The sequence below is a fragment of the Clostridium sp. ATCC BAA-442 genome, assembly GCF_964239415.1.
Taxonomy (GTDB): domain Bacteria; phylum Bacillota; class Clostridia; order Oscillospirales; family Oscillospiraceae; genus Flavonifractor; species Flavonifractor plautii.
This window is the reverse complement of sequence record NZ_CAXSQB010000002.1, coordinates 32,351-55,861: the sequence shown is the minus strand read 5'-3', so window position 1 is coordinate 55,861 and position 23,511 is coordinate 32,351. Positions and strand designations below refer to the sequence as shown.

27 protein-coding genes are annotated in these 23,511 nt (G+C 49.0%); 15 read left to right on the top strand and 12 right to left on the bottom strand.

The genetic code is table 11. From position 1 onward, the window contains the following. Positions 1-14 precede the first annotated feature (14 nt). The 4 genes from ACESY8_RS01365 to guaA all read left to right on the top strand — a co-directional run bounded on the left by ACESY8_RS01365 (position 15) and on the right by guaA (position 3,708). Positions 15-677 (top strand): hypothetical protein, encoded by a 663-nt coding sequence (locus ACESY8_RS01365; protein ID WP_009260796.1) that lies wholly within the window; start codon positions 15-17, stop codon positions 675-677. A 69-nt stretch (positions 678-746) separates the two neighbouring features. After that, on the top strand, positions 747-1,382 hold the full coding sequence (locus ACESY8_RS01360; RefSeq protein WP_243427648.1) for an HAD family hydrolase: 636 nt from the start codon (positions 747-749) through the stop codon (positions 1,380-1,382). Next, positions 1,379-2,011, top strand: coding sequence for an HAD family hydrolase (locus tag ACESY8_RS01355; protein WP_055180817.1), 633 nt, complete (start codon positions 1,379-1,381; stop codon positions 2,009-2,011). Before ACESY8_RS01360 ends, ACESY8_RS01355 begins: the two co-directional genes overlap by 4 nt. 155 nt (positions 2,012-2,166) lie before the next feature. Then, positions 2,167-3,708, top strand: a complete 1,542-nt coding sequence (gene guaA / locus ACESY8_RS01350) for a glutamine-hydrolyzing GMP synthase (RefSeq protein ID WP_054338628.1) — start codon at positions 2,167-2,169, stop codon at positions 3,706-3,708. A gap of 293 nt (positions 3,709-4,001) precedes the next feature. Here the strand turns inward: guaA and ACESY8_RS01345 are convergent, their stop codons facing one another. Further along, positions 4,002-4,490, bottom strand: a complete 489-nt coding sequence (locus tag ACESY8_RS01345) for a helix-turn-helix domain-containing protein (protein ID WP_054338627.1) — start codon at positions 4,488-4,490, stop codon at positions 4,002-4,004. 303 nt (positions 4,491-4,793) lie between these two features. On the opposite strand from ACESY8_RS01345, the gene ACESY8_RS01340 reads away from it, so the two are divergent. The 5 genes from ACESY8_RS01340 (at position 4,794) to ACESY8_RS01320 (ending at position 8,287) form a co-directional block, all read left to right on the top strand. Continuing rightward, a complete protein-coding gene (locus tag ACESY8_RS01340; protein ID WP_054338626.1) occupies positions 4,794-4,997 on the top strand; it encodes a MerR family transcriptional regulator in 204 nt (67 codons plus the stop codon). Between the two features lie 2 nt (positions 4,998-4,999). Beyond that, positions 5,000-6,082 carry a site-specific integrase gene (locus tag ACESY8_RS01335; protein ID WP_054338625.1) on the top strand — a complete coding sequence of 361 codons (1,083 nt, stop codon included), beginning with the start codon at positions 5,000-5,002 and terminating at the stop codon, positions 6,080-6,082. 4 nt (positions 6,083-6,086) lie between these two features. Further along, a complete protein-coding gene (locus tag ACESY8_RS01330) occupies positions 6,087-6,422 on the top strand; it encodes a plasmid mobilization protein (protein ID WP_054338624.1) in 336 nt (111 codons plus the stop codon). Beyond that, complete coding sequence (locus ACESY8_RS01325; protein WP_054338623.1) at positions 6,412-7,587, top strand: AAA family ATPase; 1,176 nt, start codon at positions 6,412-6,414, stop codon at positions 7,585-7,587. The genes ACESY8_RS01330 and ACESY8_RS01325 overlap by 11 nt, the downstream gene beginning before the upstream one ends. A gap of 454 nt (positions 7,588-8,041) precedes the next feature. After that, positions 8,042-8,287 carry a DUF6061 family protein gene (locus ACESY8_RS01320; protein WP_054338622.1) on the top strand — a complete coding sequence of 82 codons (246 nt, stop codon included), beginning with the start codon at positions 8,042-8,044 and terminating at the stop codon, positions 8,285-8,287. Positions 8,288-8,344: 57 nt separating this feature from the next. On the opposite strand, the gene ACESY8_RS01315 is transcribed toward ACESY8_RS01320, so the two are convergent. Further along, positions 8,345-8,656: a helix-turn-helix domain-containing protein gene (locus tag ACESY8_RS01315; RefSeq protein WP_054338621.1), complete on the bottom strand. Its 312-nt coding sequence runs from the start codon at positions 8,654-8,656 to the stop codon at positions 8,345-8,347. 109 nt (positions 8,657-8,765) lie between these two features. Here ACESY8_RS01315 and ACESY8_RS01310 point away from each other — a divergent pair, with 109 nt between their 5' ends. From ACESY8_RS01310 to ACESY8_RS01285, 6 genes are all read left to right on the top strand, one after another. Continuing rightward, entirely contained in the window at positions 8,766-9,233 is a 468-nt protein-coding gene (locus ACESY8_RS01310; RefSeq protein ID WP_054338620.1) for a hypothetical protein, read from the top strand. A 65-nt stretch (positions 9,234-9,298) separates the two neighbouring features. Beyond that, positions 9,299-9,508, top strand: coding sequence for a helix-turn-helix domain-containing protein (locus ACESY8_RS01305; protein ID WP_054338619.1), 210 nt, complete (start codon positions 9,299-9,301; stop codon positions 9,506-9,508). Between the two features lie 103 nt (positions 9,509-9,611). Further along, positions 9,612-10,601, top strand: a complete 990-nt coding sequence (locus ACESY8_RS01300; RefSeq protein ID WP_498794478.1) for a restriction endonuclease — start codon at positions 9,612-9,614, stop codon at positions 10,599-10,601. Between the two features lie 44 nt (positions 10,602-10,645). Next, positions 10,646-13,096 (top strand): type I restriction-modification system subunit M, encoded by a 2,451-nt coding sequence (locus ACESY8_RS01295; protein WP_204681926.1) that lies wholly within the window; start codon positions 10,646-10,648, stop codon positions 13,094-13,096. After that, entirely contained in the window at positions 13,090-14,877 is a 1,788-nt protein-coding gene (locus ACESY8_RS01290; RefSeq protein ID WP_054338618.1) for a restriction endonuclease subunit S, read from the top strand. The genes ACESY8_RS01295 and ACESY8_RS01290 overlap by 7 nt, the downstream gene beginning before the upstream one ends. A 24-nt stretch (positions 14,878-14,901) precedes the next feature. Beyond that, positions 14,902-16,014, top strand: a complete 1,113-nt coding sequence (locus tag ACESY8_RS01285; RefSeq protein WP_498794477.1) for a DUF3800 domain-containing protein — start codon at positions 14,902-14,904, stop codon at positions 16,012-16,014. On the opposite strand, the gene ACESY8_RS01280 is transcribed toward ACESY8_RS01285, so the two are convergent. From ACESY8_RS01280 to ACESY8_RS01235, 10 genes are all read right to left on the bottom strand, one after another. Beyond that, positions 15,964-17,445: a recombinase family protein gene (locus ACESY8_RS01280; protein ID WP_054338617.1), complete on the bottom strand. Its 1,482-nt coding sequence runs from the start codon at positions 17,443-17,445 to the stop codon at positions 15,964-15,966. The two genes, ACESY8_RS01285 and ACESY8_RS01280, sit on opposite strands and share 51 nt — an antisense overlap. Before the next feature lie 84 nt (positions 17,446-17,529). Further along, a complete protein-coding gene (locus ACESY8_RS01275; protein ID WP_022200308.1) occupies positions 17,530-17,703 on the bottom strand; it encodes a hypothetical protein in 174 nt (57 codons plus the stop codon). 109 nt (positions 17,704-17,812) lie between these two features. Beyond that, the gene (locus ACESY8_RS01270; RefSeq protein WP_021903912.1) at positions 17,813-18,013 is read right to left on the bottom strand and encodes a hypothetical protein; all 201 of its coding nucleotides are present in this window, start codon (positions 18,011-18,013) and stop codon (positions 17,813-17,815) included. A 322-nt stretch (positions 18,014-18,335) separates the two neighbouring features. Beyond that, positions 18,336-18,773 carry a sigma factor-like helix-turn-helix DNA-binding protein gene (locus ACESY8_RS01265; protein ID WP_257361582.1) on the bottom strand — a complete coding sequence of 146 codons (438 nt, stop codon included), beginning with the start codon at positions 18,771-18,773 and terminating at the stop codon, positions 18,336-18,338. Positions 18,774-19,251: 478 nt separating this feature from the next. Next, complete coding sequence (locus tag ACESY8_RS01260; protein ID WP_257361708.1) at positions 19,252-19,617, bottom strand: GntR family transcriptional regulator; 366 nt, start codon at positions 19,615-19,617, stop codon at positions 19,252-19,254. A gap of 2 nt (positions 19,618-19,619) precedes the next feature. Continuing rightward, entirely contained in the window at positions 19,620-20,513 is an 894-nt protein-coding gene (locus ACESY8_RS01255; protein WP_257361707.1) for an ATP-binding cassette domain-containing protein, read from the bottom strand. Further along, the gene (locus ACESY8_RS01250) at positions 20,514-21,185 is read right to left on the bottom strand and encodes an ABC transporter permease subunit (protein ID WP_162231854.1); all 672 of its coding nucleotides are present in this window, start codon (positions 21,183-21,185) and stop codon (positions 20,514-20,516) included. Between the two features lie 5 nt (positions 21,186-21,190). Further along, positions 21,191-21,370 (bottom strand): hypothetical protein, encoded by a 180-nt coding sequence (locus ACESY8_RS01245; protein ID WP_054338615.1) that lies wholly within the window; start codon positions 21,368-21,370, stop codon positions 21,191-21,193. A 115-nt stretch (positions 21,371-21,485) separates the two neighbouring features. After that, a complete protein-coding gene (locus tag ACESY8_RS01240) occupies positions 21,486-22,766 on the bottom strand; it encodes a sensor histidine kinase (protein ID WP_054338614.1) in 1,281 nt (426 codons plus the stop codon). Continuing rightward, complete coding sequence (locus ACESY8_RS01235; RefSeq protein WP_257361676.1) at positions 22,759-23,472, bottom strand: response regulator; 714 nt, start codon at positions 23,470-23,472, stop codon at positions 22,759-22,761. The genes ACESY8_RS01240 and ACESY8_RS01235 overlap by 8 nt, the downstream gene beginning before the upstream one ends. Between the last annotated feature and the right edge of the window lie 39 nt (positions 23,473-23,511).

Genomic DNA, 23,511 nt, shown 5'->3' with positions numbered 1-23,511 from the left:
GGGAGGAAACCGCCATGCGTCTGCACCGCCTTCGCTTTGATATCTGGTTCTGCCTGCTGGTGGCCTATCTGGTGTCCCTGGGCACGGGGGCCGCAGCCTCCGCCCTCAGCGCGGCCACGTATGACGGCTATGCAGAGGTTCACTCCGCTGCTCCTGGCCAGGCGGGCAGTCCTGCCGGGCCAGAGGTTCCCCGGGCACAGAGTATCGCGGAGCTGCTGGAGCTGGATACCTTCACAGTACTTTCCCAAGGTATTGCCTACCGCAACGAGGGAGCGGGCTATTTTGAGGGCAGCTATCTCTATAATTTGGCCCTCCCCTCCGGGGAACGGGTGGCTGCCCGCATCCATACTGAAAGCGTGCAGGATGGAGAGAAGTTCGCATCCGGGGAGGTTGTCCTCCCGGTGGGTCGGGTGATTTGGGCCGACCTGGAGGAGGACCCCGCCTTCCTGGAGCAGATCACCTCCGGCTATCCCCTGGACCGCACCGACTTCTACGTGGACATGGCCGGAGAAGCGGTACGCTACAGTCAGGAGGAGCGGACGGAAAATCATGTTATAGTGGTTCAATTGGTTACCGTTCTGGTCTGCTTCCCACTGCTCCATGCCCTAGGCTCCCGCAGCGGGATTTTCCCCGCCTTCTTTCCCACCGTGCGGAGGGAAAAGGCGGGGCGGAATTGACCCGGCCAGCCGGGAACCTTTTTCCAGTCCCTTCGTCTAAATGAATATCAACGACAGGAGGGAAATGCTATGAAACGACTGCTGACTTTATCCCTGGCAGCCCTGCTGGCTGCCGGTCTCACCGCCTGCGGGGCGGGGGAGGAGCGCGGCGTTCCGGCCGCCAAGCCGGTGCTCTACCTCTACCCGGAGGAGGAGACGGAGGTGACTGTGACCCTGGACTTTGACGGGACGCTCACCTCCACCTACCCGGACTACGGGGATGGCTGGACGGTGACGGCCCGGCCCGGCGGCACCCTCACCGATCCGGCCACGGGCCGGGAATACTACTGCCTGTTCTGGGAGGGAATTACCGAGGCGGAGTACGACTTCTCCACCGGCTTCTGCGTGGCGGGGGAGGACACTGCGGCCTTCCTGGAGGACGCCCTGGACAGGCTGGGCCTGACCGAGCGGGAGGCTGACGAATTCATCATCTACTGGCTGCCAAAGCTGGAGGGCAACCCCTACAATCTGCTCTCCTTCCAGACCGGCGCCTACACCAATTCCGCAGCCCTGACCATCGACCCGGCCCCCGACACCCTGATCCGGGTGTTCCTGGCGTGGAAGGGCCTGGACGCGCCGGTGGAGGTGGAGCCCCAGAAGCTGACCGCGCCGGAGCGCGCTGGCTTCACCGCCGTGGAGTGGGGCGGCGCGGAGGTAGTGCAATGAAGAAGCTGCTGTTGCTGCTTGCGCTCACTTTGCTGGCGGCGGGACTGGCTGGGTGCGGCAATTCCAGTGGAAATGTTGCGGTGCCGGAAAAGCCGGTGCTCTACCTCTACCCGGAGGAGGAGATGGAGGTGACCGTCACTCTGGACTTTGATGGGACGCTGACCTCCACCTATCCTGCGTACGGCGATGGGTGGACAGTGACGGCCCGGCCCGACGGCACCCTCACCAATCCGGCCACGGGGCGGGAGTACTACTGCCTGTTCTGGGAGGGGATCACCGAGGCGGAGTATGACTTTTCCGCCGGCTTCTGCGTGGCAGGGGAGGACACTGCGGCCTTCCTGGAGGACGCCCTGGACAGGCTGGGCCTGACCGAGCGGGAGGCTGACGAATTCATCATCTACTGGCTGCCAAAGCTGGAGGGCAATCCCTACAATCTGCTCTCCTTCCAGACCGAGGCCTACACCGACTCCGCCGGGCTGACCATCGACCCGGCCCCCGATACCCTGATCCGGGTGTTCCTGGCGTGGAAGGGGCTGGACGCGCCGGTGGAGGTGGAGCCCCAGACGTTAACCGCCCAGGCGCGCACCGGCTTCACCGCCGTGGAGTGGGGCGGCGCGGAAGTGGATTGAAGACTGCGCTGAAAAGCCGCCGGACCTGACCGGGTCCGGCGGCTTTTTTACGGAATGCTTGCGCTTTAGGCCGGAATATGGTATCCTAAACTGTAAAAATATCGCCGGGCCTATGGGCATGGCGTGAGAGAAAACGAGAGAAAGAAGGCAAGATGATGTCCCATCAGACCGTGATTGTCCTGGATTTCGGCGGCCAGTACAACCAGCTCATCGCCCGCCGGGTGCGCGAGTGCGGTGTCTATTGCGAGGTCAAGCCCTACACGACCCCGCTGGAGCAACTCCGCGCTATGGAGCCCATCGGCTTCATCTTCACCGGCGGCCCCAACTCCGTCTATGAGGCGGGCGCGCCCAAGGCTGATCCGGCCATCTTTGAGCTGGGTGTGCCGGTGCTGGGCATCTGCTATGGCTGCCAGTTCATGGCCCACACCCTGGGCGGCCAGGTGACCGAGGCCCACGAGGACACCGCCCGGGAGTACGGCAAGACCGAGACCTATTACGACACCGCCTGCAAGCTCTTCAAAGGCCTGCCGGAGCGGGGCATCTCCTGGATGAGCCACGGGGACTACATGGCCAAGGTGCCCGAGGGCTTCGCCCTCACCGCCCACTCCGACGCCTGCCCCAACGTGGCCATTGCCGACGAGAAGCGGGGCTTCTACGGGGTGCAGTACCACCCGGAGGTCAATCACACCGAGCACGGCGTGGACATGATCCGCAACTTCCTCTATGAGGTCTGCGGCGCCAAGGGCGACTGGACCATGGGCGACTACAAGGAGAGCTCCATCAAGGCCATCCGGGAGAAGGTGGGCGGCGGCAAGGTGTTGCTGGCTCTGTCCGGCGGCGTGGATTCCTCCGTGGCCGCCGCACTGCTGGCCGAGGCGGTGGGCAGCCAGCTCACCTGTGTGTTCGTGGACCACGGCCTGATGCGCAAGAACGAGGGCGACGAGGTGGAGACCGCCTTCTCCAAGTGGGACATCCACTTCGTCCGGGTGGACGCTGAGGCCCGCTTCCTGGAGAAGCTCTCCGGCGTCAGCGAGCCGGAGCGCAAGCGCAAAATCATCGGCGAGGAGTTCATCCGCGTCTTTGAGGAGGAGGCCAAGAAGATCGGCCGGGTGGACTATCTGGTGCAGGGCACCATCTACCCCGACGTGATCGAGTCCGGCGCCGGCGACGCCGCCGTGATCAAGAGCCACCACAACGTGGGCGGCCTGCCCGACTATGTGGACTTCAAGGAGATCATCGAGCCCCTGCGCCTGCTCTTCAAGGACGAGGTGCGGCAGTTAGGCCGCGAGCTGGGCCTGCCTGAATACCTGGTCATGCGCCAGCCCTTCCCCGGTCCCGGCCTGGCCATCCGGGTCATCGGCGATCTGACCAAGGAGAAGCTGGACACCCTCCGGGATGCCGACGCCATCTACCGGGAGGAGATCGCCGCCGCCGGCGAGGACAAGAACATCAACCAGTACTTTGCCGTCCTCACCAATACCCGCTCCGTGGGCGTCATGGGCGACGGCCGCACCTACGATTACACCCTGGCGCTCCGCGCCGTCACCACCAGCGACTTCATGACTGCCGACTGGGCCCGCATCCCCTACGATGTGCTGGACAAGATCTCCACCCGCATCGTCAACGAGGTGAAGGGCATCAATCGTATCGTCTACGATATCACCTCCAAGCCCCCCGCCACCATCGAGTGGGAATAAGCAAAAAGTGGATATGAGGGCCCGCAAACCCTTGAAAATACTGACTTTTTGATTTTTCAAATCCCCATTTGATAGCAGATTGATAGCACTCGTCAAATCCCGATTTATTGAGTTTGAAAAGAAAAATCGGGTGGCTTGCGAGTAGCCTGAAAATCCTTATCTTTTTATTCATAAGTAAAAGGTCTAACTGATTTTTGCTGATCAGTTAGACCTTTTTTATTTTGCTCTCATTTATCTGAATTTTCTGATTTTGTGCAACAAATGGCCTTTCCCGTGGCCTACAAGTGAGAGAGTCAGATCAGGCCCTCCGGCGGCACCTTGGCGCGGATCTGACTGCTGTCGTACTCCGGGTAGTGGTAACGCCAGCGGTCGTACTCCTCCTGGGAAATCTCACCGGCCTCCAGTTTGGCCGCCTGTTCCCGCCAGGCCCAAAGCCTTTCGTGCAGCCGGGCAGCATCCTTGTTTTTGCGGAAATCTACCTGCAAGGCAAGCTCACCGTCCTGCTCCGTGACCTTCAGACCGTAGTTGTCCTCCAGGGTGAACAGGGTGTGCATCAGCCCCACATAGGAGTCTATATCCGGGACGGAAAGAGCATGGGGCGAGACATCCAGTACCTGTGCCAGGGCAGCAGTCAGGTCCGCCTTAGGGGTTCTTGATCCTGTTTCGTACTGTGCTAGGCGCACATCGGCAGACTTCTCCGGGAAGCCCAGCGCCATACCGAGATATTTCTGTGTCATCCCCCGCAGGAGACGGAAAAAGTGAATCCGTTCGCCAATCGCCATACATCCAGCTCCCATCTATTGTTGTTCTTATAAGCAACATAGCATATTTGCTTAGTGTTGTCAAGATAATCTAAGCAAATTTATTTAATAATATTTCTTCTAAAAGGCTTGAACTAAGCTTATATGTATAGTATTATAAGGATACTAAGCATATACGCTTAGATAATATAGCGCATCAAATGGCCCGTCAGATTTATGGTTGCGAAACCGATAAAAAGTGGCGGACATAAGTAAGGAGGCATTTATGAAACACAACACTTTTAGGCACCAGTCGCCAACAACGAAGAAAGGAAGGTATTTATCATGTCAAACCAGATTTTTATGCGCGTCAATGAAGTGGCCGAGGAGCTGGGGGTATCTGTGCCCTACGCCTACAAGCTCATCCGGCAGATGAACGAGGAACTGGCGAAAACCGGCTGCATCACGATTTCCGGGCGGATCGACCGCAAGTTCTTCCACGAGAAGTTTTATGGCACGAGAACCGAGACGGCGGGAAAGGGGGAGTAATTATGGCAGCGTTCAAGAACAAGGACAACGGCACCTGGTATGTGCAGTTCCGCTACACCGACTGGAAGGGTGAGCGTCAGCAGAAGCTCAAAAGGGGCTTTGCTACCAAGCGAGAGGCGCTGGAATGGGAACGGGAGTTCCTGATGGAGAAGCAGGCCGATGTAAACATGACCTTCGAGAGCTTCGTTGCTCTCTATGAGAGGGACATTAAGCCCAAGTTGAAGCTCAACACCTGGCTCACGAAAGAAAGCATTATCAAGAAGAAGATCCTGCCCTATTTTGCCAAGCGGAAGCTGTCGGAGATTACGGCCAAGGACATCATGCGCTGGCAGAACGAGATCCGGGAAATGCGGGACTGCCACGGCAAACCTCTGTCCAAAACCTACCTTAAGACGGTTCACAATCAACTTAGTGCAATTTTCAACCATGCTGCCCGGTTTTACGGTCTGAACCTCAATCCGGCCCGGCAGGCGGGCAACATGGGGGCGGAAGAACGGAAGGAGATGCTGTTCTGGACCCGGGAGGAGTACACTAAGTTTTCCGAGGCCATGATGGATAAGCCGCTGTCCTTCTACGCCTTTGAGGTGCTTTACTGGTGCGGCATCCGGGAGGGTGAGCTGCTGGCCTTGACCCCGGCGGACTTCGATTTTGAAAAGCGCACCCTCACCATCAATAAGTCCTATCAGCGGCTCAACAAGCAGGATGTCATTACCACCCCCAAGACACCAAAGAGCAACCGGGTGATTCAGATGCCCCAGTTTCTCTGTGACGAGCTTCAGGACTACCTTAAGCAGCTCTATGGCGTGGAGCCGGACAGCCGGATGTTCCCCATCAGCAAAAGCTATCTTCACCGGGAAATGGACCGTGGCTGCAAGCAAACTGGGGTGAAAAGGATTCGCATACACGATTTGAGACATAGCCACATCAGTTTGTTGATCGACATGGGCTTTACCGCCCTGGCTATTGCGGAGCGCGTAGGACACGAGAGCATCGACATCACCTACCGCTACGCTCATTTGTTCCCCACCCGTCAGGTGGAAATGGCCGACAAGCTGGATTCACTGAAAAATGAGAAGGGAGTGTAAGAAAATGTCCAAGAAGAACTACGATAACCACAACCGCTGGAGGAACAAGACGGTGGCTTTCCGGGTGTCGGCGGAGGAAGACCTCCATCTGGAAGCCCTGGTGAAGCTCACAGGCCTGACCAAGCAGGACTACATCATCCGGCGGCTGCTGGAACGGGATGTGGTGGTCCAGGGCAACCCCAGGGTCTACAAGGCCCTGCGGGACCAGCTGGCCGCCGTGCTGGACGAACTCCACCGGATCGAAGCTGGGCAGGGCGTAAACGGCGAGCTGCTGGACACCATCCAGATGATCGCCACCATTATGAACGGGATGCAGGAGGATTTCGCCTATGATCAATGAAAAAAAGAAAATGACCGCCCAGGGCTCATCTGTTGGCGCAGATGATGGGCAGTCAATCTCTCAAAATTCCAAGACCACTATACCAGACCCGGACGAAAAAAGCAATTCCCCAGGAAGAGATTTGGAGGAACTTTACCGAAAGATGCGCCGCATGAGCGACCCAGCTTACCTGCATACTGTGACCCTGGACGAGCTGATGGACAATGTGTTCGAGGGCAAGTCTGCGGTGATTGAAAATCTGCTCTATACAGGAGCGTACATCCTTGCCGGAGCGCCCAAAATCGGCAAGTCCTTCTTGGTTGCACAGATCGCCCACCATGTCAGTACCGGGCAAGACCTGTGGGGCTACAAAGTACACCAGGGAACGGTTCTCTATCTGGCGCTGGAAGATGACGAGAGCCGCCTGCAGCGCCGGATGTTCCGTATGTTCGGTGTGGAGGGGACAAGCTCCCTCCACTTCGCTACCAGCGCTAAAATGATCGGTGGTGGCCTAGATGAACAGCTGGAAAAGTTTGTTCGGGAACACAGTGATACCAAGCTGATTATCGTGGATACCCTGCAAAAAGTCCGGGAGGCAGTGAGCGATAGTTACAGCTACTCCAGCGACTATGAGGTAATCGGCAAGCTGAAGCAATTTGCTGACCGATATGGCGTTTGCGTCCTGATTGTCCACCACACCAGAAAGCAACCTGCGGGAGATAGCTTTGAAATGATTTCCGGCACCACGGGCTTGCTGGGCTGTGCGGATGGTGCGCTCCTGATGCAGAAGGAAAAGCGGACGGATAGCAGGGCCACCTTGGAAGTGGTAGGCAGAGACCAGCCGGATCAGCGGTTGTATCTGAGCAAAGACCAAGAGAGCCTAGTTTGGGGGCTTGACCATGCAGAGAATGAGCTTTGGAAGCAGCCTCCAGACCCGGTACTGGAAGCCGTAGCAAAGATCGTATCTGCTGACAACCGCGAATGGGAAGGCAGTCCCACCGAGCTGGCCCAGGCAATTCAAACAGATATGGCGGTAAATCGGCTCACCAAGCATCTGAATGTGAATGCCAGCCGCCTGTTGGAAGAACATCAGGTAAAGTATGAGAACAAAACCAAGCACGCCGGGCGGCGTATCCGGCTGACCTACATGGTGGTGGAAGCACCTGCGTTTGAAGTAATCGAGTAAAGCGCGACGCTCGCAACGGTCGCGACGGTGTTTTGAGGGGTGCTCCCAGCACCGTTGCGACCGTCGCCACCGTCGCGGAAAGAAAAAGATGGGGTGGTATTTTGCCACCCCATCTTCAAGGAGGATGCCCCATTTTAGGACACCCTAAAAGTATCAGAGGATGTCGCGATTCACGACACCCTATGCCCCGAAACAGGGCACCGGGTACAGGGGCAAAAAGCGTTCGGAGAACGCGCAGCCACAGAATGAAATTCTGTGTTCAGAAGGGGCTTGGGGGCGCTGCCCTCAACAAGCAGACGGCAGGAAATGTGAGTGTGTATTAACACTCGCATTGCTTGCCGGATTTGTGTGTGGCTATCCACACGCATTGCTTGCCTGTATCTAAAACAACCGAAACGGCCCTTGTGCCGCTGCGGAAAATCAACTGAAATTCAAGTATTGGGAGGTAACGAGTATGAGAAAGATTTTGTCCTGTGAGTTCAACCCGGACACTGCCTGCGTGGAGCTGTGCATGGAAGATGGAACCCTGTTGTCCATCGACTGTACCGCCGTGGAGAACGAGGTAGCGAACAGTATGTACCAGCGGTCAGAACTGGACTGGCTGATCTATAATGATCCGCTGTCCTATGCCGAACTGATTTTGAATGGGGACCCTGAATTGTATCTAAAAGCAGTAACAAAGAAAACTCCGTTAGATTGATGGCAAAGAAAATCCGCCAGAAGCAGCACTCTAAAGGGTGCGCCTCTGACGGATTTTTTACATCTTATCAATCAAAGCAAATACAACAGCCTGCTGTTCTTCACTTAGTCTTGACCAGCGTTCCAGAAGCTTTTTCTGCGCCTCAGTTAAGGAAACCGGTGCATCTTCTTCGGCAAACAGTTGAGATAGCGTAATGCCAAAGGCTGTGCAGATTTTCTCCAGGGATGGAATGGTCGGAACCATATTCTTGCGATACCATGAGGAGATCGTGGATTGCGGCAAACCGGAGCGTTCTGCAAGCTGATACTCTGTCCAGCCCCGCTCCTCTCGATACACGGTTATAACCGAGAGAATATCCTTCACCTGCATCACTCCTTTGCTTGTGTTCTTCGTAAATTATACTTTGATAAATCGTTGTGATTTAATCATTTATATCGTATAATTTTAACGATAAACACAACTAAAAGGAGGGAAAAATTTGGGAGGAAAAAGCTGTTTTTTCATCGGGCACAGGGAAACATCGGAGGCAATTTACCCGGCATTGTATGCGGTTGTGGAGCAGCACATTTTGGAATATGGCGTTACAGAATTTATCGTTGGCCACTACGGCGGATTTGACCGTCTTGCAGCGTCAGCAGTCAAAGAAGCAAAGCGTTTCTACCCAGAAGTGAAGCTCACTTTGCTATTGTCATATCATCCGGCAGAGCGGCCCATCCCAACACCCGATGGATTTGACGGAACATTCTATCCACCGGGGATGGAAAGCGTTCCGCGCAAGATCGCAATCGTGAGAGCAAACCGCTATGTTGTGGATCATGTAGACTACCTCATTGCCTATGCGTGGCACCTTGCCAGTAATGCATGGGAGCTGGTGGAGTATGCAAAAAGGCGAGTAAAGAAAGGCTCTCTTTTCATAACAGTGATAAAGCATAATGATTCGACATAAAGTTGAGTTTTTCACGAAAGTGTGATAAAATAAATCCAAGCATTTCTTGCTTTGGAGGGACTAAAATGGCGATTTGTTATGACCGCTTATTCCACCTGATGATTGATAAAAAGATAAGCAATGCACAGCTAAAAGAGAAGGCCGGTTTTAGTGCCAATATTATCACCCGCCTAAAGCGCAACGAGTATGTTTCCATCGAAAGCATCGAGAAGATTTGTCGCGTGATGGAGTGTGGCGTGGACGATATTCTAGAGTTTGTTCCGGAAGAAAAATAAGCATGAATTTTGACAAAGTGGTTTGATATTTGAAGGTAACTTTCGGGACACAAGACCTTTGCAGCTGAAAAGCTGCGAAAGATTGGATAGGAGTGTGGCTGTGATGGCAGCAGCAAACAAAACAGTTTGGGGGATTCATACGATGGACGATCCCCTTTTTTTGCATCAGAATCTAATTGCAATTGGCTGGGAAGAGATGGGCGACTTGTCGGTCATAAGTGCATCTCGTGATGCCTACAAAGAAAAATATATTGCGACCTATCCGGACGCTAAAAAAGGTTCGATTGCCACAAGTGCTGGAATGCTGTACCGATTCGTTCATGAGGTACAGGAAGGGGACTATGTCGTGTTCCCATCTAAGATCGACCGTAAAATCAATATTGGAATCGTTGAGAGCGCCTATTTTTATGATAGTACAGCTGCACAGTATCACAATCGTCGGAAAGTAAAGTGGCTCAAACATCTGCCTCGTACGGCTTTTTCGCAAGGGGCTCTGCATGAAGTAGGATCGGCATTGACTTTTTTCTTGGTGAAGAACTACGCGGATGAGTATTTGAAGGCGCTAGATAAAGACTTCAAAGGTAATATCATGGAGCCGGATACCGATGAGACAGTGGCACAAACGGCGGATGAAATTATCGAGGCTACCCGAGATTTTATTTTAAAAGAGCTGAGCAAAAATCTGAAAGGCTATGATCTGGAGCCGTTTGTCGCAAATCTTTTGCAGGCCATGGGCTACCGCACGATTCTGTCGCCGCATGGTGGTGACAGCGGTATCGACATTACCGCCTATAAAGACGAACTGCCGCCCCGCATTGTTGTCCAGGTCAAAAGCCAGGATGGAGACATCAAAGAGACTACCATCCAGTCCTTAAAAGGTGCTATGCGTGAAGGAGATTATGGCCTGTTTGTGACACTGTCCAACTATACCAGAAATGCGCAGAAATATCTGGATAGCACCCCTATTATTCGCGGTATTAACGGCACAGAACTTGTGGATCTGGTCTTGAAATATTACGACCAGCTCAGCATAAAATACCGCCAAATGATCCCCCTGAAAATGGTGTACATCCCCGTTCCACCAGAGGAGTAAATGGGAACCTGACAGGAAATTAAAAAGAGAACGGAGAGGTACCGATGGCAATCAAAAAGAGCGAAATTTACAGCCAAATATGGGCTGCGTGCGATAAACTGCGAGGTGGTGTGGAACCCGCCCGTTATAAGGATTACATTCTGACACTGCTGTTTGTGAAGTATGTGTCCGACCGCTTCAAGAGCAGCGATAACTGGGACATTGAAGTACCGGAAGGCGGTAGTTTTGACGATATTGCTGCGCTGAAATATAAGAAAAACATAGGTGAAGGCATCAACATCATCATTGGCAAGCTGGCAGAAGCCAACGACTTGAAAGGCATTATTGACATTGCCGACTTCAACAGTGAGGAATTGGGCACCGATAAAGAAGCGGTGGATAAGCTGTCCGGTCTCGTGGAAATTTTCCAGAAACCGGAGTTGGACTTCACCAACAACCGCGCTGGCGGTGATGACATTCTGGGCGATGCCTACGAATTTTTGATGCGGAAATTTGCCCAGGATTCCGGCAAGAGCAAGGGCCAGTTCTACACACCGGGTGAAGTCTCCCGTATCATGGCAAAGGTGATCGGCATTGATAAAGCCACAGATCCCAGCATGACGGTCTATGACCCGGCCTGCGGTTCCGGTTCACTGCTGATTCGTGCGGCGGATGAGGCCCCCTGCGAGATCTCCATCTATGGCCAGGAAAAGGACAATTCAACCGCCGGCCTTGCCCGCATGAATCTGGTCCTGCACAACAAGGGAGCTGGTGTCATTATCGGCAATAAAAGCACCCTGTCCGCACCCCAGTATAAAGATGAGAACAACCCTGAATTGCTGAAAACCTTCAACTACATCGTGGTCAATCCGCCTTTCTCGGACAAATCCTGGATGGATGGCATTACGATCCCTGATTCTTATGGGCGATACAGCGAGGCTGTGTTGGGCGTGCCGCCGGAGAAAAACGGCGACTACGCTTGGCTGCTGCATGTCCTGAAATCTTTGAAATCTACCGGCAAGGCGGCTATCATTCTGCCCCATGGCGTGCTATTCCGTGGCAATGCCGAGGCTGACATCCGCAAAAAGATCATTGACCGGGGTTATATTAAAGGCGTTATTGGTCTGCCTGCTAACTTGTTCTATGGCACAGGAATTCCTGCCTGTATCCTGGTGCTGGACAAAGAGGATGCTGCTGATCGTACCGGCATTTTCATGATTGACGCCAGCAAAGGCTATGTGAAGGATGGCAACAAGAACCGCCTGCGGGAACAGGATATTCACAAGATCATGACCACTTTCCTTACAATGGATGAATCGGACCCCAAGTATGCCCGGTTTGTTCCGAACGAGGAGATCAAAGTCACCAACGAGTACAACCTGAATATCCCGCGCTATATTGATAGCAGCGAGCCGGAAGATTTACAGGACATCAATGCTCACCTGAACGGTGGCATTCCGGAAACCGATGTGGACAGCATGGCGGAATATTGGGCGGTGTACCCATCTTTGAAGGAGATCCTGTTCCAGCCCATTCGCCCGGGGTATCTGCGTCCAGCGGTGAACAAAGATGAAGTGGTTTCCACGATCACCTCCCACCCTGAGTTTATCCACCATGCCGACCAGGTGGACGATGCCTATGCCCAATGGAAGGTGACGGTTACCCGCGATTTGATGGAACTCAGCCGGGATATTCACCCCAAAGAGCTGATTGCCAAAATTTCCGAGCAGCTCCTTGATGATTTTGTCCAGGTGGCTCTTCTCGACAAATATGATGTCTATGAAGTGCTGATGGAGTACTGGGCGGAAACCATGCAGGACGATGTGTATGCGGTCTGCTATGACGGCTATGAGGCCGGGCGAGAAATTGCCTATGAATACGTGACCAAGAAGAAAAAAGAAAACGGCCAGACCATCGAGGTCAAGACCGATAAGATCAAGGGCTTTGAGGGTAAGCTGCTCCCCAAGGCTTTGATTGCCGCACACTTTTTTGAGGAGGATGTCAAGGCGCTAGATACCCTTCAGGGCCAACTGAATGAGGTGTCCGCCAAGCTGGAAGAACTAGCCGAAGAAAATGGCGGCGAGGACAGACTGTTTGCTCAGCTGGACGATCTGAAAAAAGCCACTGTCAGTGCCCGGATCAAGGCAATCAAGAAAGATCCCGCAGCCAAGGAAGAATTGGCTGTATTAAAAGAGTATATGTCCCTGATGGATGCCGAAAGCAATTACAAAAAGGCAATTAAGCAGGCCGAAGCAGACTTAGACACCAAACTGGAGAAAAAGTACCCCCAGCTGACGCTGGAAGAGATTCGCCATCTGCTGGTGGAGGAAAAGTGGTTTGCCGCTATTTACAGTGGAATTGATGCCATTCACGAGGCGGTGTCTCATCACCTTTCTGCCCGTGTTACCCAGCTGGTAGAGCGGTATGAGTATACCCTGAAGGAATGTGAGGATGAAGTAGACCATTACGAGGCAAAGGTCAAATCTCATCTGGAAAGGATGGGATTTGCATGGTGAAAAAGAAATCTATATTTCCGCTAACAAAACTTTCTGATGTGATTTCTATGAAAAGTGGCGAGTCAATCACAGCCGAAAGAATAACTTCTGAAGGAAAGTTTCCTTGTTTTGGTGGAAATGGGCTCCGAGGATATACAACTACCTTTACACATGATGGAAGTTATACACTAGTAGGACGGCAAGGAGCTCTCTGCGGAAATGTAACATTTGTAAGTGGTCGCTTTTATGCGTCTGAACATGCTATTGTAGTAACGCCTAAAAAGGAAACAGATATTAAGTTCATGTCCTATGTGTTATACGATATGAACTTGAATCAATATTCGGAATCCTCGGCACAGCCTGGTTTATCAGTAAAGAAACTTTTGGAATTAGAATACCCTATTCCCCAAAATAAAGAAGAACAGACTGCTATTGCCGAAGCCCTTTCCGATATAGATAGCCTGATTTCCTCCCTGCAAAAGCTGATTGAGAAAAAGAAAGCTATCAAGCAGGGAACCATGCAGGAACTGCTCACCGGCCAAAAACGCTTTCTGGGCTTTTCTGGGGAGTGGGAAACCAGAAAAGTAGGTGAACTTTGCAGTATAGTTACGAAGCAAACAGGTTTTGACTATACATCTACAATTAAGCCAAATTTGATTGAACATCCGCAGTCTAACGCACTTCCAATGATTCAAACCAAGAATTTTGAGGGGAGAAAGTTTAACTTTTCTACAGATTACTATATTCCCACTGGTATTGCCAAAGAATTTGACAAAATAGTTTTAGATACGGTTTGTTTGCTTTTTTCTATCGTAGGTGCAAGTGTGGGAAATATTGGATTGTTCCCCGGAGACAAAGTCGCATTTTGTGGTGGAGCGATTGGAATTGCTAAATTCTATCATGAAATAGATGCCATTTATGCTTTTTATTATTTTTTATCTGAATCTGGGCAGCAGCAAATACGCAACGTTACAAAAGGTGGGGCACAAGCTACTGTGACAATTGAAGATATTCGTGAGTTTACAATACCATATCCCAATCTAAAAGAGCGTACACTGATTGCTCAAACGCTTTCTGATATGGACAATGAAATTGAGCAGCTAGAAAAAAAACTAGCAAAGTACCAGCAAATCAAGCAGGGCATGATGCAGGAGCTGCTTACCGGACGGATTCGGCTGGTGGATGCAGATGGCAAAGAACAGCCGAAGGCACAGATTCTTCAGGAAAAGCAGTCTCAACCGGCACACAATCAGCATTTTGATGATGCAGTCATGATTGCGGGAATTGTGAATGCTTTCTATTCCGAGAAGTATCCTCTGGGGCGCAAAAAAGTTCAGAAGCTGCTCTATTTGGTTCGCCGCAAGGAACAAGCGGATATTTCCGCCTTCCATAAAAAAGCGGCTGGTCCCTATGCTGATGAAGTCCGCTATAAAGGCGGCGAGCCGATTGCTCAGAAAAACAAGTATATCCAGGTCAAAAGAAACGAAAAGGGCAGCCGTTTTGAAAAAGGTGTGCAAATGCAACAGGCGTTGACCTATTTGCAAGACTGGGGAAAGCAGGGAGATGTGGATTGGCTGGTGTCGCAGTTCCAGTACACAAGTGTCAATGAGCTGGAGCTTTTTGCAACGGTAGATATGGCAATCTGTGACTTAAAGCAGGAAGGCAAGGAAATTTCCGTAGCCTCGATTAAGAATTTGATTTCCTCAAATAAAGAATGGAGAGCTAAACTGAAAAAGGCCTATTTTCGCGATTCGGAGATTCAGCGAGCAATTAAAAAGTGCCAAGATTTATTTGAAAGCTAATACCTACGGGAGGTGACATATTGAATGCGTCTATTTCTAGATGAAGCGGGAAATACTGGTGGCATAATTGATAAGAATGAAAAACTAAATTATGGAACACAGCGCCATTTTTGTTTGGCAGCTGTTGTTGCTCATGATTTGCAAAGTGAGCAGCTGCTTCGTCAGAAATATGCAGCATTTAAGAGCCGATTTGCATCTGAGAAAGAACTGAAAGGAAACTCTCTATTTGCAAAAGAAAATAACGATGCTTTAGAATACTTTCTGGATAATATTATAGACGACATTCATTTTTCTATATGTTTGTACGATAAAAAATTCTATCTGGCATCGCTTTTGTTATTTGCCATTTTGGGAGAACAAGCAAGAGAACAGTTCCCGGTAGAATATTACTCGCTGGTGAGTGACCTTTCTCAAGAAAAAGATGAGTTATTTGCAACATTTTGCAAACTAACAAAACGAACTACAAAGGCAAGCGTGCATGAGCTGTTTGAATACTTAAAAAACTATTCATATCAACATATTCCACCGGCTGGAAATGGATTGGTTTTTGCTGTTTCAGAGATTCAGAACAAAGGACTCGAAGAAATATTTGTAAGTGATTTTCTTAAGTTTGGGAGTTATTCGAATCAGAAATTTGCTAATCTTATCAATCTTAATGCTCTATCAGAGTTGCTGGAAGTGATTGAAATTGAACACAACTGTGATATCAGAAAAATTGATATTGTTCATGATAATATTTCAGGTATCGATAAAATGTTAAGAGAAGAACTTAAACATCTCGATGTGGCGGTTAAGTTTATAGATAGTCAAGCGGAAGAACTGATTCAACTGGCCGATAATGTCGCAAGCATCTTTTGTAAGATAATAAATACTATTGTACGATGCTGGGATACAAAAACAGAGTGGTCACCTGAAAATGAATGGATATTAACGCAATCAGCACGATTCTTGCAAAAAATAGGAACGCAAAACATAAAGTTTACTGTTCCAATCCAAAGTTGGGCGTTAGCCTTTTGCGTGAAGGATATGTTTGCACCAAAATGCTCAACTATTCTTGACAAGGGCATAATGCCAAGTGAAAAGGTTTTAGATTTTCCAGTGAATTGTAACACTCTCACTGGTAGCGTCAATTTGTGATATGAGTATATCAACCACCTTGCGCTTATCGTCAAAGCTCACGGACTCCCAATCATCAAGATAGCCCGTAATGCTATCAATCTGTGAAGCGGAAACAGAATTAGCGGTGAGGTCTGCGACCAGCCGGAGCTGTTTCTGCCGTTCCGCATCCAGTTCCTCAATGCGGGTGTTTGCGTATTGCAGGAGAAGCGGATTAGCGCCGGACAAAGTGTCCAGAAGTTTCTCGATCTCGCTTTCCGTCATTGCAAGGGCGACACGGGCGGCGGTCAGCTTCGGATTGTAGCTTTGTTCCTTACCGCCTTTCAGCGTGTGGAATTTCCGCATCTTCTTAACCATCTCGCCGTAAACAAACGCCTCCATGCTTTGCGCGGTCAGCGTACCGGCTCCCTCGCAGCTCTTATTGTCTGCCCGTTGTTTGCACCGCAGGTAGGTGACACCATTTCTGGCGTTCAGACTTGCCAGGGCATAGCCGCAACGTCCACACTTGATTTTCCCGGCCAGCCATGTGTTATGGCATTTCCGGCCATTCTGGAATGTGGTGTTTTGTGAGAGCTTGCGCTGAACGGTCAGCCAGAGCTGGGAGGGGATACGCCCCTGGTGGGGAGCAATCACGAGGATCGGCTCCTCGCCCTCGCGCCCTTGATAGAGATAACAGCTATTGTCCCCTGTGAACATTTCCGGGGGACTTTCGATTTTTACGCCCTGGGCCTTGAAGTATTCGTAGATGTCCATATCGGCCTGGACGTAGACGGGGTTTCTCAGCAGTTGAGCTATAAACCCGCGCTTTAGGGACTTGTCATAAACCTTGATGTCGTTCTCGGCAAAGTACCGGGATATGTCGCCGTAGGAATTGCCCGGCTCCGCATACATTTGATACATCAGCTCGGCAAAATCCATTTCCGCATTTTCCACCAGCTTCTTTGTCTTGATCCCGTCCATGACGATGGGCTCGGTATCAAAACCGTATGGCGTCCGGCCCCGCATATAGTAGCCTTTGGTACACCGGGAATAGAAAGCGTCCTGCACACGCATCTGGATGCTTTCGCGTTCAAGCTGGGCAAAGACAATGCAGATATTGAGCATCGCCCGGCCCATCGGCGTGGAAGTGTCAAACTTTTCTGTGCAGGACACAAACTCCACATCGTACTGCTTGAACAGTTCCATGAGCTTTGCAAAGTCCACGATGGAGCGGCTAATCCGATCCAGCTTGTAGACGATCACCCGCTTAATCAGGCCCAGCCGGATGTCCTGCAGAAGCCGCTGGAAGTCGGGGCGCTCAATGTTCTTGCCAGAGTAGCCCTTGTCTTTGTATTCCTTACCCTCACCGCCTTTAAGCTCATAGCGGCAAAATTCAAACTGACTTTCAATGCTGATACTGTCTTTTTTGTCAATCGACTGCCGCCCATAAATTGCATCTATTCTACTATCCATAATTAGCTCCCTTCCGTTAAACAGGAGCCAACCTACAATTATATTGTACCTCTGCCGCCCCCTTACTACAAGGATGACTCTGGCCTACCCCCGCCCGGCATATTTGCGGAACACGTCAAACAGCCGCCGCTCAATTTCGCGGTTGCGCTTGTCCTGTTCCTGCGGGGAAAAAACGGGGGTGAGATTTTTGACGGTGATCGTGCGATCTCCGAGTACAGCAGTTTTGATTTCACTTTCATATTTGACCTGTGCCTGCATAAAATCCCTCCCATACAATCAAAGAATGTCTTGAAACATGGCAAAGGCCAGCACCGGGAAAGTGCTGGCCTTTGGCCGGATATGTACCTCTGGACAAAGTGTCCAGAACTTAGTAGGGGCTCCGCTCGTAGTAAGCCTCGGCCTCCTGCAAAGTGGTATAGTCGAATACCTCGTAAAGCTCGACCATCACCTGTTCAATGTCGGACGGCTTAAAGCCGCACCGCTCCATCGCGGCGATGACGTACCCCCGGCAGGCATCGTTGCTCCACGGCTGGGAGAGCAAGGCCGCCAGTTCTGGATCATAGTTCATAGAGCGTTCCCCTCTTTCTTGATAAATTAGGGAGTGCCGCGCCCGTTTCCTTGACCTGTCCAAAGACAACCATACTCGGCGCGGCATCCCCACGCAACGGGGAACGGCGGCCCGGAGGGACAGGCGGCCAGCCTGTCCAATGGCGGATCGTGGCCGTGGGTTGGCCCGGCCCACCTGCGGCGCTGGTGTTTATCGCTCGTTCTCCGTGGAGAGAAGTCACCGCGCACCCGCCGCCCGGCTCCCCGCGCTATGCTCAGGGCCGCCGTCGTTCCGTTGTGGAGAGGTTTATATTTCCCTCTCTACTAACCAAGACATTTTTGCATCAATTCCAAGTGGGGAAACAGCAAAAATCAAAAAGTTTTTTCATGCGTTCCAGGCCCCGCTTGATAGACTGGCGGACGGACTCCTCATGTACACCATCGGCCTCAGCAATTTCTTTGATGCTTATGCCAAGAATGATATGAGCGTCGATCCGGCGGCCCTGGATCTCCGGCAGGGAGTTGAGGGCGTTCCAGAGCCGGATAAACAGCTCCATGCGTTCCAGAAGCTCCTGGGGCGTGGGCTCATGCAGGCAGGCGGAGTATTCGATCCCGTCCTCACAGTCCAGGGAATACTGCGCCTTGTGCCGGGCGAGCCGCCGCTGGTAGGCCGCTTCATAGCGGATGCTGGCCCGGAGCGCCTCGGCCACTTCCTCGGTGACTTCAATAAACTGATCCTGCGTGTACCAATAATAAAAATCTTTCAGATTGATGGTAGTCATTATAAACCTCCGTTTCGGTGTTGGGTGAACGAGTGACCGAAACGGGGGCTGGCGGAGAGCGGCACCCAGGGGAACCGCCCCGCACCTCTGGACAAAGTGTCCAGAAGTCGGACAAACAAAATGCGCCTGCGCGACACAAGGCCACACAAGCGCATGAAACGACAAATTCATTTATGTACTGCCAAATTGCACATCCGCCGCCGGATTGATCCTGCTGGGCGGGTGGGCTTTTTTTGACAGGTTAGGGGGATGGAAAAAGAAAAAGGACACAGCGATACCTCCCGGACACCGCCGTATCCTTAAAAAAGGGCGACTTTAATACCCCCCCCCCGTAATCTCATTTTTTGAAAAGAAAACGGCGGCTTGAAATTTGTTATTTCAAAACCGCCGTAAGGCTACTGTATTTTGCTTTGGCGCGTGATGATCCAGCCGCCGAAACAACGGTTTTTTTATATGCCGTTGGGCGGTCATATCTATTTTACTTATCCGCTAATGCAAAAATCAGTTCCAGAATTTCATCGTGTTTATAACCTAAAGAGCTAAGAGATGCAAATAATTCCATTGTGAGCTTTTTAAGTTCCAAACGTCTTTTCTCTTGAATCAGAAACACATCATCAACTACATAATAGCCTCGGCCCAGATTTTTAATTATCAATCCATCTGACACAAGTTTATTTAACGCCCGACAGATGGTATTCGGATTACAGTCATATTTCTGAGCGAGAACACGAATTGAGGGTAGTTTTGCGCCTGCCAAGAATTTATATGAAAGTATCTGATACCGTATTGATTTTGACAAGGTCTTAGATGAAAATGGAAATTCATCTATTGTTTTGGCTTTCATAATCACGTTAAAAAGATTTCTTCCAAAGTTGCCTTTTGCGGAGAAACAGAATAAATGGATATGCCGCAAGAGACAAGCAACTCAACAATCCTTGAAATGTCCTCCTGAGTTTTAACCTCAAAAATCATTGTGTCAGCCGTAGCCTCAATCAATTTGGCAAAATGAAATTTGGGTGACATACAAAAATCATCAGGAACTCGGCAATGAATTTGCACCTTTATAACTGCCGTATAGCGGTTGATAACTTCGTTAATCTCACCATTTACACGGAAGTTACCTTGATCCAAAATTGCGACATGACTACATAGCCGTTCTATTTCATTAAGATTATGGGATGCCAGAAAAATAGTTGTGCCGTTTTGGTGCAAACGATGGAATAACTCCTGCAGGTGTAAAATAGACTCTGGATCAACACCGGATGTCGGTTCGTCAAGAAACAGTAATGTTGGTTCGCCTATAAGAGCTTGTGCTAAAGAAATCTTCTTTTTCATTCCAAAAGAGTATTCCTTTATTTTGCGATCAAAAGGAACATCCAAGTTGACATCATCCAGACAGCGCTTAATATCATTTTTTGTTAACTTCACGCCTTTTAGCGCTGCCATATATTTTAAAAATTCAACACCTGTCATTGCACCATATAGGCCAGAAACATCCGGCATAACACCAATAGACTTTTTTGCCTGATCCAGTTCTTGATCCGGCGTGTCATAAATCCAAAAAGAACCGCCAGATTTTAGAACTGTCCCTGTCAAAGTGTTGATAAGTGTACTTTTACCTGCACCGTTTTTCCCAATCAGTCCCCAAAATGTACCATCCTCGACAGATAGTGTAATACCTTGAAGCACCTTGGTTTTCCCGTAGTTTTTCTGTAAATTTTGTGTTCTAATTGCAGCCATTTAGTAGTCCCTCCTTTTTACCAACAATACGGCTACCCAAGTCAACAACACGGCAAAGACCAGGGGGACACTCATATATCTCACGCCTTGCAGCAAATAAAAATATGGAAAGAAGTATTGTAAAAAATGCAGAGGTGAGGTAGCTGTAAGGGTAGCATACAATCCAAGGCCGGGAAGTAACAGTGCAAATATAAGTCCAATAAAATTGCTTCGAGAAGATTTTGTCGTGACTACTGAAATCAAAAGTACAATACTGTTAAAATATGCCATTGTTGAAAAAGCAATAAACAGTTCAGACGGACGAAAAACTTTGCCAACCACTGATATAAAAAGGAAGCTACCTGTTAAGCAAGCCATCCAAAATAAGGAAGTGCCGAGCAGTTTACCAACAACAATACTTGTTTTGGAAACTTTGGTCAGGAGCAAACGTATTGTTTTTGTTTCCACTTCACCGTTAAAGCAACTGTGAGATAAAATGGTTGCAAACAGGAAGCCGAAAATCAAGACCAACAACCTCAAACTGGCATAGTATTCTGCTACATCGAGTTGTCCGCTTACTTTGGATAAACTATTTGTCACCCAAATGCTACCTGCGCTAAACAACAGAATGATGATAAGAGCCCTTACGCTTTTTATCAGGTTCCAAAATTCTCTTTTTGTGATTGCCCACACACTGATCACCTCCGCTTTTTCCAGAAGTAATCAAAAATCAATTTTCCACCAATCAAAACCGAAAATACGGCAACGAGGGTTGCTCCTTTTATCGCCAGAGCAGGGGCACCCATAGTCTTTAAGATTGCGCCCCCAATCAAAGCAAACACAAGTAGAGCGATAGCTCCAAACAATCCTTTTTTCATGTTATCTACCTCCAAAAAAGTGCTACTATGTATTCTTTGCAGAAACATAGTAGCACCAAAAATCAAAGAAAATAGCTGGTCGTCATATTTGATGAACCAAATTGTCATTATTGTCCTAAACGCCATATAGAACAATGGAAATCTGAAATAAATAATCTTGAGCAGTCAGTTTTATAGTTCCATTAAATTGTTCTACCACTTGTTGAACACTTTTCATCCCGAACCCATGCAATTCCGAATCTGGTTTTTCGCTTTTGAGCGGGAACTGTTTTTCGGCTACTGCCATCGGGTTTGAAATCCGAATAAACATGATATGGTTGATATAGGAAAGCTGAATTTTAGCCTCTTGTTTTTCTTTTGGAAGCCGCTTACACTCATCCATAACATTATCTAAAAGGTTTCCAAACAAAGTAGCGGCTTCACGAAAATCTATTTTTATTCCTTTGGGGAGCAAGACATTTGTATTTACTTTGATACCACACCCTATCAGCTCTGAAATTTTGATGTTAAGTATCGTATCTATAGGGGCATTTCCTGTTACAATCACTTTTTCAATTTGATTGATCTGTCCTCCGATTTCTTTCAGATATTGACCGAGATTTTCCATCTGATTTTCTTTAAACATTGTCGTAATTGCATTGATCTGGTTTCTCATATCATGCTGGAGTAAGCGTACTTTTGCGTGATTTTCTTCAATAGCAAGGTAGTATTTCTCCTGCATTTCAATTTGTTGCTGTAATACAGCCGCGTCTATTCTTGTGCTTAATAATTCAGAGAATTTTCCGAATAAATAGAACACCATAATGTTAATGAAGAAAACAGCGAACAATATAATAACTTGATTTCTCCCAATACCGCTTGCAGGGCTTTCATTTAGAGCAATCATCCGAGAAAAAGCAGGAACACAAATCAAACTGGCAACTGGAATTGAAAAGAGAATCAGCCACATTTTTCCAGGGAGATCAATCAAGATGGATTGCTGGAAATGCCTTGTAACTTCTACCATAACGCCAAAAATTATATGGGAAGCCAACAGTGTAAATATGCCAACTGTAATGTCATCCTTGAAAAATGCAATAGCAATTACAAACGATAAAATGAATGATAAAACTGCTAAAGAAATCAATACCACCTGGAACAGCACTTTGTTTTTCTTTCCACCATGATATGCTCCCATCCAAAAGGAGCTAAACAAAGTCATTCCCCATAATATCATTGCTGGTATGGCAGAAATTACTACTGTGGCCGAAAGAATAATAATCGTAAAACGTAAAACAAACTTCCGCTTTTCCCAACGAACGGCTCCATAAAGGTGTTCATGGTATCGTAATATAAAGATACTATCTACTAAATTGAATAGTAGTATTAGAAAGATTAACACGATCAATTCAGCCATTCCCACACCTCCATTCTACATATTCCATGTGACGTTGTTTTACACTGTCACGAAATTTCTTACTAATCGGAATTGTCATTCCATTCGTCAAAGTGATTTCTGTTTCTGTAATGCAACGGATGTATTCCATATTGACAAGAAAGGAACTATGGGACTGCAAAAATAAATTTACATCCAGGTCACTAAACACTTTAGAAATTTTTCCGTAAAAATCCCATTCTCCAACGGTTGATACAAGTCGTACCTTTCGTAGATTTCCCTCAAAATATAAAATTTCATCATAGGCGACTTGAAATTGCTGTTTACCAATTCTGAAGAAAAACAATTTTTTTGCCGTGTTAATTTGCAAAATCGCATCTTTCAAAACCGTGTTTAACTGTTCCCGCTGGACTGGCTTTATCAAAAATCGGAATGGAAGCACCTCAAATACTTGATATACATAATCTTGATGATCTGTGATAAAGATTATCAAAGCATTTTTATCGTGCTCCCGAATATAGGCAGATGTTTCAATACCGTTTCTCCCTGGCATTTCTATGTCCATAAAAAAAATATTGAAAGAAGTTTTTTCCTGCTCCATGTAATGAATGAGATCATTACCAGAAGTAAAAATCTCATATTCAATATTCTGCACGCTCAAAGAAGATAAATAATCCTCCAAGTATGCAGCAACTATATTATCATCTTCGCAAACTGCAATTCGCATATTACCACCTCATACAATTCAATTATAGCTTGTTACCGC